This window comes from Gordonia sp. PvP123 (genome assembly GCF_040547295.1).
Taxonomy (GTDB): Bacteria; Actinomycetota; Actinomycetes; order Mycobacteriales; family Mycobacteriaceae; genus Gordonia; species Gordonia terrae.
This window is the reverse complement of the sequence record NZ_JBEPPN010000008.1, coordinates 284,754-296,500: the sequence shown is the minus strand read 5'-3', so window position 1 is coordinate 296,500 and position 11,747 is coordinate 284,754. Positions and strand designations below refer to the sequence as shown.

Below are 11,747 nucleotides of genomic sequence, written 5' to 3'. Positions count from 1 at the left end.
GGCATGATGGGTGGGGTGGTGATGTTGACACTGGTACTCGTCGTCGGGGCCGCGGCCGCCGGATGCGCGATGACGGCGGCCTACGTCTACCTGCGGCCCGGTGACGATCACGTACGCGCCGAACACCTCGCCCGGCGCTGGTTGGTCGCGACCGCCGTCCTGGGTGTCACCGCGCTCTGCCTGCGGTTCGGGTGGCTGCTGCTGCGCTGAGACCAGGCGTGATGCCCATCGCAGAGTGCGGGATGGGTAGTGGGATCCAGTACTAATCCCGCACTCTGCGCGTGCGTACCGACCACCGATCCGGATCCTCTCGCACCAGACGCGCGCGCCCTTTGCGTCGATAGCGATAGATCTGAACGGCCCCGAGTCCCCAGAGCACGAACTGCGCCGACATCGCCCAGGTGAACGCCTCGGGCGGATACCCCTGGACACCGTCGGGGGTTCGCCAGTCGAGAATCACACCGATGAGCCCCGCGAGGATCAGACTCGCGATGAAACCCGCCTGATTGATGATCCCGGTCGCCGTGCCCGCCCGCGACGCCGGATTGGACGTGCGGCCGACATCGAAACCGATCATCGACGCGGGGCCGCCCATCCCACAGACCACCACGAGGAGCACGAGAAGCCAGAACGGCGCACCCCCGGGCCACGCCAGTACCACCGTCCAGGTGGCCGCGATGCCGGCGAGCACCGCCAACACCACCGTCGATCGATGCCAGGGCCACCGGGTGATGAGCCACGCGAAGATCGGCCCGAAAGCCATGATGGCGAAGACCATGATCGTCAGGAGCGAACCCGCCGCAGCGGAACTCACCCCCTGGCCCTCCACGAAGAACGGGTACCCCCACAGCAAACCCAGCACTGTGGCGCTGAAATGCGTCGAGAAGTGCATCCAGAAACCCAGCCGGGTCCCCGGGTGCTCCCACGATTCGCTGAGACTGCGCCGGATTCCGGCCAACCCGAGCATGGGTCCCGACACCGATCGGGTTGCCGCAGAATCCCGCACGACGAGCGCGGACGTCACGAGCAGGACGACCCCGAGTCCGGCGGTTGCCATGTATGCGCGACTCCATCCCCACGAGGACAGCGCCCAGGTCATCGGTATGGCGGCCGCGACCGCGCCGAGCTGGCCGAGCACCCCGGTGAGCTGGGTCAACAACGGAACACGTCGCGCCGGGAACCAACTCGAGACCAGCCGCAGAACACACACGAAGGTCATGGCATCGCCGACCCCGACGAAGAACCGAGACGAGAGGGCCCAGGTGTAGCTGTCCGCAAAGGCGAAGCTGAGCTGGGCCAGCGAGAGGATCAACGTACCGGCGAGAAGAACCCGTCGCGGACCGAACCTGTCGACGAGGAGGCCGACCGGTACCTGCATCAACGCGTACACCAGCAGCTGCAGCACGACGAAAGTCGACAGCTGGGAGGCGCTGATCTCGAAACGCTCAGCCGCCAGCAGACCGGCAACGGCCAACGATGATCGCTGCAGCACGGCGACGAAGTAGACCGTGACGCCGACGATCCAGATGATCATCGCCTGCCGCGAACTGGATGACGAGGTCATCTCAGCGTCTCACCGACGGGCCGGACCTCAGGAACTCTTTCGATCACCTAACTATTGTCCGACACGCTGCGCTTTCGTTGCGAGCGCCCCGCAGAGTGCGGCCTCGATGCCGGATTCCGCGACAGATCCCGCACTCTGCAGTGCCTTGTCAGCGGTCCGCGCCCGCCGACGCCCCGACCAGTTCGGCGTCATCGGCTTCGTTGCCGAGTGCACCATCGCTCGGTCCCTCGCGTCGCGTCCGGGCCATTCGAATCAGGAGCAGCGCCAACAGGATTGCGCCCACCCCCGAACCCGCGACGACCGCCCAGCTCACACGTTCGGCGACACTGCCGGCGGACTGGTTCGACGCGGGAGGCGCGGTGTCGCCGGGGGTGGCCGGGATCAGATTGGTCGACGCGTTGTCGAGGTCCTCGTTGATCGAGTTGAGCACGCCCTGGAGTTGCTTGACCCCGGCGTTCACCTTGTCGGTGGCACTCAGGGTGTCTTCCCGCGCCGATGCGAGGCGGTTGAGTCCGGTGGACAACTGGCCGGCGGCCGTCTGTGCTTGCGTGATCGCGGAGTCGATGCCGGCGGCCGAGGACTCGAGCGACTTCCGCATCGTCGCCAACTCCCCTTGCAGCGAATCGAGGGAGCCGAGCTGCTCACTGATCTCCCGACTCGAACCCTGAAGCGCTCGGAGCCGTTCGAGGGCGTCCGCCGACCCGGGGGTCCGGGAGTTCTCGAGGTAACCGATGAGCGGTGTCACCAGTGAATCGAGCTCGGTGACGGAGTTCGACAGCGAGGACACCTGCCCGAGGACCGCTGACACCGCCAACGCACCGTCGTTGACCTGGCGGGTCGCCGACGACACATCCGGAGCATTGCCCAGACCTCGCACCAGCTGGTCCGAGGCGGAGGCGGCCGTGTCGACGGCGTCGAAGATGTCGCGCGCACTCCCGGTCGCCGTCGCGATGCCGCCGGTCGCGCTGTTCAGACCCGCGGACATCAGTTGGAACATCATCTTGGCCGACGACACGGAGTCACCGGCCGCATCGATCTGCTCGGCGGGCGGTCTCGTGTCCTGGGCGTCTGTCGTGTCCGTGGGCAGCGCCAGGTAGACCACCCCGCCGACCAGCAGCGCCGTCAGCAACACCGCAAGCGCACCCACCGGCATCATCGTCGCCGGGACACGCTTGCTCACAACAGTTTTCACACTCACAACGCCGACCGATCCGAACTCCACCACGACTCTCGTGGACACGTCCCGGACGCACGGTACCCGGCCGGCCGCCGGCATCCCTCATCGAGAAGCACCGGGCGGCGCGATTATCAGCGAGTTCTCACCCCACACTCAGGGGAAGCGGCGAACTACCCCCGCGCCATGTCCACGAACCAGGACATGCCAGAACTTCGGCATTACGAAGATGTCGGTACCGTCTCGTAGCTTCTCGGCATGACTACACGCGACTGGCTGGTGGCCATTCCCGCACTAATTGCGGCACTCTCGCCGTTCCTCCACGCTGAACCTGGTTCGCGAGTGGCTCGGCGCCAAGACGCGAGGATTCGCACGCTATCAGAACAAGCAGAGACAATCGGCCTTCGGACCGCCGTTCGGCAAACTCTGCAGTCCGAGGCCAACGATCTGATCGCCTGGGAAGCGGCCCGTCGGAAGTATCCTTCTCGAGGTGGGTTTTGGCCCGCGTACCTGATGTTCGTAGTCTTCGCGATCGCCTACCTTGGACTCTCGTTTGCAGGACTGATGGGCAACACATCGCTGGAAATACTCACCTGGACAATGTGGGCAGGACTGCTTTTCTCAGTCGTGGCGCTACTTCGCGTTGTCCTGCGGACGGATGCAGAAACCACCCGGGTGCGTCTGTGCAAAGCAACCGATATGGGAGACATTGACTTCATCGATCCGCTGTTCTCGACTCGTCGAACGATGATTAACGCTTTTAAGTTGCCTCGTTACCGAGACGAAGAAATCGCTGCATCGGCGACCACCGTGATCCTCCGGCGCGCACACCTACGACAGCTTCGGGACGACGGCGTTGACACTGCGACCATGGAGCTCATCCAGACTTCACTTCCCGCACTCAGCGATTACGACCGCTGGACAGCAATGGCGCCGAGGATCGGATGCTCGGCTATCAATGCGACTATCCGGGAATTGAACCGGTCGTAAAACCCGACCATCGTCGAGGGCCCGACGCTGCGGCACTTGAGGCGGCCACAAGGCACGTAGTCCTCGAGCTGAAAGCCAGCCTCACTTCGGCCTCCTACCCCCGCGCCATGTCCACGAACCGGCTCAGGTGCAGCTGGTGTGCGACGGTGATCGTGGCGGTCGGGCCGTTACGGTGCTTGCCGACGATGATGTCGGCCTCGCCGGCGCGCGGGTCGTCGCGCTCGATGGAATCGGGACGGTGCAGCAGGATGACCATGTCGGCGTCCTGCTCCAGCGAGCCTGACTCTCGGAGGTCCGACACCTGGGGTTTCTTGTCGGTACGTTGCTCCGGACCACGGTTCAGCTGACTGATCGCGATCACCGGGACCTCGAGTTCCTTGGCCAGCAGCTTCAGCTGACGGGAGAACTCCGACACCTCCTGCTGGCGGGACTCGACCTTCTTACCCGAGGTCATCAGCTGCATGTAGTCCACCGCAACGACTTTCAGGTCGTGGCGCTGTTTGAGACGCCGCGCCTTGGCGCGGATCTCCATCATCGTGAGGTTGGGCGAGTCATCGATGAAGAACGGCGCCTCCGAGATCTCGCCCATCCGGCGGGCGAGGCGGGTCCAGTCGTCGTCGCTCATCGTGCCGGCGCGCATGTCGGCCAGCTTGATCTTCGCTTCCGCCGACAACAGACGCATGACGATCTCGGTCTTGCTCATCTCCAGCGAGAACATGGCGGCGGTCAGGCCGTGGCCGATCGCCGCGGAGCGCAGGAAGTCCATCGCGAGCGTCGAATTGTGGGTCGGGACCATCGCCTCGCCCGCGAGGTACAGGTGTTCGGCGTTGTCGACCTGGACGCAGCGCACGGGGACCGGGTCGACGGGGCGGACCGCGACGACGCGCCGGACACCGGCCCGCCTGCGCAGCTCTTTGTGCCGAATCGCCTTGTGGTGCACGGTGAACACGTCATCGTCGGCGTCGACGCGCAACCAACCGGTGGCCGACCGCTTGTAGTTGAATCCGAGTCCGGCCACGAGATCGGCGACGACGGCCGTCATGTGCCGGGTGGCGGCCGGGACGGTGATCCAGCCGTCGTCGTCGACCGAGGCACGGGCGTCGAGCAGTCCTGCGAGCAGGGCCCGGCGCTGCGCGATCGAACCGCGCAGGTACTCGTACGGGATGCGCCCACCGAGGTCGGCCATCAGCGTCATGACGTCGACCGGGCCCTCGGCGTCGATCCGCATGCTGATCTCGGGGTCGTCGAAAGCCATCCCGGCCAGCGCCGCCACCGTGTAGGGGCCGTAGGCGAAACGCTTGCGCGGCAACTCGAGCGGCGCGGTGTTGCGCACGACAGCGCAGCCGACGTGTGCCCGCAGACCGGCTGTGGTGACAACGCGGCGTTTGCCGTCGATCTCGGCCGCCCACTGGTGCTGCTCGTCCGCGACGATCATCGCGCCGTCGCTGAATTCGATTTCGTAACAGGGGCGTTCGGTCATCACCTCGGTGGCGGCGACAACCCGGGTGGGTCGGCCGTGTGCATCGAGGAGATGATCGCCGACCCCCACCTTGCCCATCGTTGTCCACCCGGTGGGCGTCGGCAGCGGGGTGTCGAGCGCGAGTGCCTTTCCGACACCCGGACGGGCCGCGACGATGATCATCTGGCCGGGGTGCAGGCCGTTGGTGAGCTTGTCGAAGTCGGCGAACCCCGTCGGGACGCCCAGCGAGATGCCGCCCCGCGATGCGATGGAGTCGATCTCGTCCATCGTCGGCTGCAGCAGATCCTCGAGGGGGACGTAGTCCTCCGCGGTGCGCTTCTCGGTGACCTCGTACACCTCGGCCTGGGCCCGGTCGACCACCTCGGCGACGTCCTGGCCGTCGGCACCGGCGTAGCCGTACTGGACGATGCGTGTGCCGGCCTCCACGAGTCGCCGCAGCAACGCCTTCTCCGCGACGATCTCCGCGTAGTAACCGGCATTGGCGGCAGTGGGCACCGTCGAGATCAGCGTGTGCAGATAGGGCGCACCACCGATCCGTTTGAGTTCGCCCGCGCGCTCGAGTTCCGCGGCGACCGTGACGGCGTCGGCGGGCTCACCCTTCGAGTACAGCGTGAGGACCGCTTCGAACACCGCCTGGTGAGCGGGACGGTAGAAGTCGTTGGTACGGATCTTCTCGACGACGTCGGCGACCGCATCCTTGGACAGCAGCATGCCGCCGAGCACCGACTGCTCGGCGGCCAGATCCTGCGGGGGCTGCCGGCCGAAGTCCTCCGCGGGGATCTCTTCTTCTCCCCGTGCTCGGCCTCCGGCGGCGGGGCCGCGCCCGCGGTCATCCACAACAGCCACGCGTGTCAAACCTCTCGCAACGCTCGATCCCACCCGACATCGAATGAGTACGACCTTGAGTCTGGTGTCGGCCCCGGTAGGCCACGTCGCGAGTCCCCGGTGTCGACGTCGTGTTTCGGTCAGTCTCTTCCTATCGGGTGGCACCGACATCGACTGTCGTGTGCGCCGAGACGGACGGAGACGCTGAGGCGTGACACTAGGACGTCTGCGACCCCGACTCAAACCGACCTGTTGACGAATCTGGGGATCACTTGTGGAGCGTGTGTGAGTGGCCAGGGGACGCGTTGTGCACCCTTTGTGGACAACCTGAGGAATTCGGGTGTGAACAACGCTGTTTCCGCAGCTCAGAGGGCTGACTAATTTCCACAATCAAGGAATTGGAAATCCTTTGGACTTCCTCGGCGCGTCGCCTTGCGGGCGTGTTGCGGGTGCCCGTTCAACCACCCGTGGCGAATATTCGGGTGAACATCCGGTGTGGTCTGCGTTACACCTGGCCAGACGAGGTCCCGAGCATCTTCAGTCGTGCGACTTACCGGTGAACGCCGACGACACGCCTGTCGGGTGTGATGCAATGTCGATCGTGTCGAGGTTGGGGTCCAAGTCGGTCGTCGTCCGTCGCGTGGTCACCGTGCTGGCCGCCCTGAGTGCTGCCGCCGGGCTCGCGACGGCCCCGTCGGCCGTCGCCGCACCGGGTCCCTCGATGCCCGTCGAATTCGATCTGTCGCGGTATCAACCGGTCGACCCGACGACGTTCCGGTCTGTGGCCTACGTCGACAACGGGCGCTCCTTCTTCACGACCGGCCGATGGGTGTGCCAGGTCGGCCCCGGCTACCGCTACGTGGGTTGTGCGGGCCGTCCGGCGACCGCCCCGCCGAATGCCACCGGTGCGGTCATCTCCGACGACCAGCAGGGACCCTGGTGGGCGCGCACGGACCAGACCTATCGCTTCGGTCCGAAGAGCGGCTTCCGGCCGCCGCTCCTCGGCGTCGGCAAGCGGGTGACCATCGAGGGCGTCACGTGCACCGCCCCCCGCCGCGACACCGTGGCCTGCCGGACCGGCGAGCGCGCGCTGATCTTCACGCCGGCCTGGCACAAGTTCTTCTTCCCGTCGTGGGACACCCTCGGTCCCGGCAACAACGCGGTCGACCACAGCGCCAACCCGGCGCCGCGGTACCTCCCGCCCCGATTGCAGTACTGGAACCAGCTGCCTGCCAATCCGCCGGCACCGAAGTAGGGACAGACGACGAAGGCCGGGTGGAGATCTCCACCCGGCCTTCGTGCGTGAATGCTGGAGGTCAGCTCGCGGCGACGACGGCGAGCTGGACGGTCGCCGAGACCTGCGGGTGCAGGTTGACGACGACCGGGTAGCTGCCGGTGGCCTTGATGTGCCCCTTGGGCAGCTCGACGCTGCGCTTGTCGACGGTCGGGCCGCCTGCGGTCTTGATGGCACCGGCGACATCTGCCGCGGTGACCGAACCGAAGAGCTTGCCCGAGTCGTGGGTCTTGACGTCCAGCGAGACGTCGGCGAGGCCCTCGAGGGCCTGCTTCAGCTCGTTGGCGTGCTCGAGACCGCGGACCTCGCGGGCTTCCTGCGAACGGCGGATGCCCTCGACCTGCTTCTCGGCTCCGCGGGTGGCCTTGATGGCCAGGCCGCGAGGCAGCAGGTAGTTGCGGCCGTAGCCGTCCTTGACCACGACGATGTCGCCGGCTTCGCCGAGGTTCTCCACGGCGGCGGTGAGGATGAGCTTCATGTCAACTGATCCTTTCCGCTTATCGGCTGGTCGAGGTGAAGGGCAGCAGGGCCACCTCACGCGAGTTCTTCACTGCCACAGCGACGTCGCGCTGATGCTGCACGCAGTTACCGGTCACGCGACGCGACCGGATCTTGCCACGGTCGGACAGGAAACGACGCAGAAGCGCGGTGTCCTTGTAGTCGATGACGGCCTTCTTGTCCTTGCAGAAGCTGCACGCCTTGGTCTTGGTGACCTTCTCGACGCGAGGCTTCCGGCTCGGCTTTGCCTTTGCCATGTGTGTATTGCTCCAGTCAATGCTTCGGGGACGGTCGCTGCCGTTCCCGGGTGTTCGGGGCGGGTGATCGTGCCCCGAGCGCTATCAGAAAGGTGGTTCGTCGTCCCCGCCGCCGAACGATCCCCCGCTGTTGCTGGCAGGCGCGCTGCCCCAGGGATCGTCGGCAACCTGCTGGTTCGAGTTCCCGCCGCCGCGGCTACCGCCGCCGCCACCGGACCCGAATCCGCCGCCACCACCGCCACCGCGCGAGGCGCGGTTGACCTTGGCGGTGGCATACCGCAGGGAGGGGCCGATCTCGTCGACCTCGAGTTCCACGACCGTGCGTCGTTCGCCCTCTTTGGTTTCGTAGGACCGCTGCTTGAGCCGTCCCTGCACGATCACCCGGGATCCCTTGGTCAGGCTCTCGGTCACGTTCTCCGCGGCGTCGCGCCAGATGTTGCAGCGGAGGAACAGCGCTTCGCCGTCCTTCCACTCATTGGTCTGGCGGTCGAAGGTGCGCGGAGTGGAAGCCACCGTGAAGTTGGCAACCGCTGCGCCCGACGGCGTGAACCGCAGTTCCGGGTCGGCGGTGAGGTTGCCGATGACGGTGATGACCGTGTCGCCTGCCATGTGTTTCCCCTTGGGTCGTGTGGTGGGCACTCGCTGATCGACATGCACCGGGTTGTGTTGAACTGTCGGGTCCAACCCTAGAACCCGGTACCGACGTGTTCAGACGATCAAGAAAGCCTGTGGATTACTTCCGCAGGACCTTGGTGCGCAGAACCGACTCGTTCAGCTTCAGCTGACGATCGAGCTCGGTGACCGTGGCGGGCTCGGCGTTGAGATCGATGACGGCGTAGATGCCCTCGTTGTGCTTGAGGATCTCGTAGGCAAGACGGCGCTTGCCCCAGATGTCGACGCCGTCCACCGAACCGCCATCCTTGCGGACAACATTGAGGAAAGTATCAAGTGAGGGTGCGACGGTGCGCTCGTCCAGATTCGGATCGAGGATGACCATCAATTCGTAGTGACGCATAAGACCACATCACCTCCTATGGGCTAGGTCGGCCACGGACTGTCCGTGGCAGGAGGGTCGCCTGCGTCGGCAACCGGTCCAAGATACATGACCTGCCCGTTCGCAGTGAAATCCGTGGTCACGGGTCGCTGCGGCGACCTACTGCCGGACCACCTACGCTGTTGCCCATGTCGGAGCGGCGGACAACCCCGGGAAGGTGGTCCGCACGGTTGTCCGGCCGTGGCGAGACGGCCGTCATCGTTCTGGTCTCGGTGCTGGCGACCGCGGCCACGATGTTCTGGAGCTTCCAGGCCAAGCTCCGGTGCGGCGGCGCCCCCTTCGACGAGTACGGGCGCAGCGACAACTGGCCGACGGGTGATCCCGACGCGGTGATCCCCTGCTACTCGGACCTGATCTACCTGTGGCTCGGCCGCGACATCAACACCCACGTCTTCCCCTACATCCACGGCGGGATCGCCTCCGACGGCACCCTGTTCGGCGGCGTCGTCGAGTACCCGGTGCTCTCCGGCGTGCTCATGTTCTTGGGCGCGAGCGGGGCCGACACCGACACCGACTTCTTCATCCAGTCCGCACTCCTGTTGGCGCCGTTCGGTTTCGCGATCACGGTGATGCTCGCGCTGATGGTCCGATGGTGGGCGTTGCTCTGGGCCGCGACACCCCCGCTGGTGCTGTACTCCTTCCACAACTGGGAACTGCCGGTTGTCGCGACGGCCGTCGGGGCGATCGCCGTGATGGCCTGGGGCGCGTCCGTCCAACCCGGTACAGATCGACGACGGCTGCCGCTTCGCACGTCCGCGGTCATCGCGGCAGTCCTGCTCGCGGTCGGCTTCTGCCTCAAGCTCTACCCCGGCATCCTCGTATTGCCGCTCGCCGCATACGTTCTCACCCGCGGCGCCGGTGGTGCACGCACAGGCGGGCAACGACGGCGCGGTGGAAGCGGCCTGGACTGGACGGGCGCCGGTTGGGTTGGCGGCGCCGCCGTCGTGACGGTGGCCGCGATCCAGTTGCCGTTCATGGTCCTCGGATTCGACGGATGGAAGGCGGCACTGTCCTTCCAGGGCCGCCGCCGAGCCGACGTCGACACCAATTCCATCTGGTACTGGGGTCTGCGCTACCTCACCGGGACCGGAGACACCTACAACTCGGTGGTCAGCGTGCTGTCCCCGCTGCTGATCCTTGCCTCGTTCGCTGTCGCGATGTATCTCGGGTGGCGCCGGTTCGAGCGCGTCGGCATCTTCCCGTGGATCGGCGTGAGCGGCGCGATGCTGGCGGGTTTCATGCTGTTCCACAAGGTGCACTCGCCGCAGTACACGCTCTGGATTCTGCCGTTCTTCGTCCTGATCAAAGTGCGCTGGCCGGTGATCCTGACCTACCTGCTCGCCGACCTCGCCCTCGACCTGACGATCTTCCGCCTGTTCCCGATCCGGGATGCCGGCGATCCGCTGCCATGGTGGATCGTCACCGGCGTCGCCGGTTCGGTGTGGGTGCACGCGGTTCTGCTCGCCTACCTGATCGTGACCTTCGTGGGCACCCCGCTCCGTGAGCCGCTGGCTTCCCGAATTGCCGCACGGGTTCCCGGTGCCGTCGATCCGTCCTCCGACGGCGAGCGGTTCCGTTCACCGCGCGACACGATCACGAGAGGTTCGGCATGAGTACATGGTTGGCGACCGGCCCACTGATGCACGATCGAGTCACCCTGCGGCCGATCGGCATCGAGGACATCGGACCGTTGGCGCGCGTCGTCGACGACCCCACCCTCTTCCAGTGGGTTCCGGGCGTGCCGACCGATGAGGACAGTGCGCGACGGTACGTCCGGTCGGCTCTCGACTCACGCGTCGCCTTCACCGTCGTCGACAACGCCGACGGCAGCGTGGTCGGGTCGACGAGTTACTACGAGATCGACGAGACCAATCGGTCCGCGTGCATCGGTTACACGTTCTACAGCGAACGCGTCCAGGGGACCGCGGTGAATCCCACCGCCAAGTACCTGTTGATGCGCCACGCATTCGAGGAGTGTGGCGCCGTCCGCCTGACGTGGCACACCCACGAGAGCAACGCGCGGTCGCGCGCCGCGATCTCGAAGCTGGGTGCGAGCTTCGAGGGTCTGCTGCGCAAGCACCGCCGATTCGGCGACGGCTGGCGCACGACCGCCCTGTACGCCATGACCGATGACGATTGGCCCGCGGCCAGAGATCGCCTGCTGCAGCGGATCACCGTCTGAGCGAGACCTACGGGTTCTTGGTGTGTTCTGAATGTCCCCGGGTGCGCCGATCTTCTTTCATCCGCGCCTCGTGCACGTGCCGCTCGCCGTCGGTCAGATCGGCTCGCACCCGGTCGACGTACTCGCGCAACGGGCCCCAGTAGGTGTCGTCGAATTCCTCGACGACCTGGAACGTCCAGCGACCCTCCAGCACATTGCGACCCACCAGCTCGGTGGACAGCTCATCGGCGAACTCGGCATGGCCCGCCTCGCGCAGTTCGTCGACGGCCTCCCCCAGCAGCAGATCGCCACGCCCGATGAGCTGATGGAAGGAGTAGAGGTGGCCGCGGGCGCGCTCGATGTACTCCAGCGCCTCCCCCACCTTGCCGACCGCCTCCGCGGTGTCGTCCGAGATGTGTGGTGCGGTATCCGACATGACCGGTCATTACC

The 11,747-nt window shown here is 66.0% G+C and carries 13 protein-coding genes; 5 read left to right on the top strand and 8 right to left on the bottom strand.

The annotated features are described in order from the left end of the window. The first annotated feature begins 21 nt into the window (after positions 1-21). Entirely contained in the window at positions 22-210 is a 189-nt protein-coding gene (locus tag ABIC25_RS18035; protein WP_231895817.1) for a hypothetical protein, read from the top strand. Between the two features lie 52 nt (positions 211-262). Here ABIC25_RS18035 and ABIC25_RS18030 read toward each other — a convergent pair whose 3' ends face one another. Further along, entirely contained in the window at positions 263-1,564 is a 1,302-nt protein-coding gene (locus tag ABIC25_RS18030; RefSeq protein ID WP_354562529.1) for an MFS transporter, read from the bottom strand. Between the two features lie 148 nt (positions 1,565-1,712). Beyond that, positions 1,713-2,744 carry a hypothetical protein gene (locus ABIC25_RS18025; protein ID WP_257881177.1) on the bottom strand — a complete coding sequence of 344 codons (1,032 nt, stop codon included), beginning with the start codon at positions 2,742-2,744 and terminating at the stop codon, positions 1,713-1,715. A gap of 252 nt (positions 2,745-2,996) precedes the next feature. Between ABIC25_RS18025 and ABIC25_RS18020 the strand changes: the two genes are divergently transcribed. Further along, a complete protein-coding gene (locus ABIC25_RS18020) occupies positions 2,997-3,728 on the top strand; it encodes a hypothetical protein (protein ID WP_354562527.1) in 732 nt (243 codons plus the stop codon). A 94-nt stretch (positions 3,729-3,822) separates the two neighbouring features. Here the strand turns inward: ABIC25_RS18020 and dnaB are convergent, their stop codons facing one another. Then, a complete protein-coding gene (gene dnaB, locus ABIC25_RS18015) occupies positions 3,823-6,054 on the bottom strand; it encodes a replicative DNA helicase (protein WP_101819901.1) in 2,232 nt (743 codons plus the stop codon). 571 nt (positions 6,055-6,625) lie between these two features. Here dnaB and ABIC25_RS18010 point away from each other — a divergent pair. Next, positions 6,626-7,288 carry a hypothetical protein gene (locus ABIC25_RS18010; RefSeq protein ID WP_354562525.1) on the top strand — a complete coding sequence of 221 codons (663 nt, stop codon included), beginning with the start codon at positions 6,626-6,628 and terminating at the stop codon, positions 7,286-7,288. A gap of 61 nt (positions 7,289-7,349) precedes the next feature. On the opposite strand, the gene rplI is transcribed toward ABIC25_RS18010, so the two are convergent. The 4 genes from rplI to rpsF all read right to left on the bottom strand — a co-directional run bounded on the left by rplI (position 7,350) and on the right by rpsF (position 9,097). Then, positions 7,350-7,805, bottom strand: coding sequence for a 50S ribosomal protein L9 (gene rplI / locus ABIC25_RS18005; RefSeq protein WP_004020663.1), 456 nt, complete (start codon positions 7,803-7,805; stop codon positions 7,350-7,352). 19 nt (positions 7,806-7,824) lie between these two features. Next, entirely contained in the window at positions 7,825-8,082 is a 258-nt protein-coding gene (gene rpsR, locus ABIC25_RS18000; RefSeq protein ID WP_004020662.1) for a 30S ribosomal protein S18, read from the bottom strand. An 84-nt stretch (positions 8,083-8,166) separates the two neighbouring features. Then, the gene (locus ABIC25_RS17995) at positions 8,167-8,691 is read right to left on the bottom strand and encodes a single-stranded DNA-binding protein (RefSeq protein WP_004020661.1); all 525 of its coding nucleotides are present in this window, start codon (positions 8,689-8,691) and stop codon (positions 8,167-8,169) included. A gap of 124 nt (positions 8,692-8,815) precedes the next feature. Next, entirely contained in the window at positions 8,816-9,097 is a 282-nt protein-coding gene (gene rpsF / locus ABIC25_RS17990) for a 30S ribosomal protein S6 (protein ID WP_004020660.1), read from the bottom strand. A gap of 167 nt (positions 9,098-9,264) precedes the next feature. Here rpsF and ABIC25_RS17985 point away from each other — a divergent pair, with 167 nt between their 5' ends. Then, entirely contained in the window at positions 9,265-10,749 is a 1,485-nt protein-coding gene (locus tag ABIC25_RS17985; RefSeq protein WP_354562524.1) for a glycosyltransferase family protein, read from the top strand. Next, the gene (locus tag ABIC25_RS17980; protein ID WP_354562522.1) at positions 10,746-11,318 is read left to right on the top strand and encodes a GNAT family N-acetyltransferase; all 573 of its coding nucleotides are present in this window, start codon (positions 10,746-10,748) and stop codon (positions 11,316-11,318) included. Before ABIC25_RS17985 ends, ABIC25_RS17980 begins: the two co-directional genes overlap by 4 nt. Before the next feature lie 7 nt (positions 11,319-11,325). Here ABIC25_RS17980 and ABIC25_RS17975 read toward each other — a convergent pair whose 3' ends face one another. Next, on the bottom strand, positions 11,326-11,733 hold the full coding sequence (locus ABIC25_RS17975; RefSeq protein ID WP_064569645.1) for a hypothetical protein: 408 nt from the start codon (positions 11,731-11,733) through the stop codon (positions 11,326-11,328). Positions 11,734-11,747 lie beyond the last annotated feature (14 nt).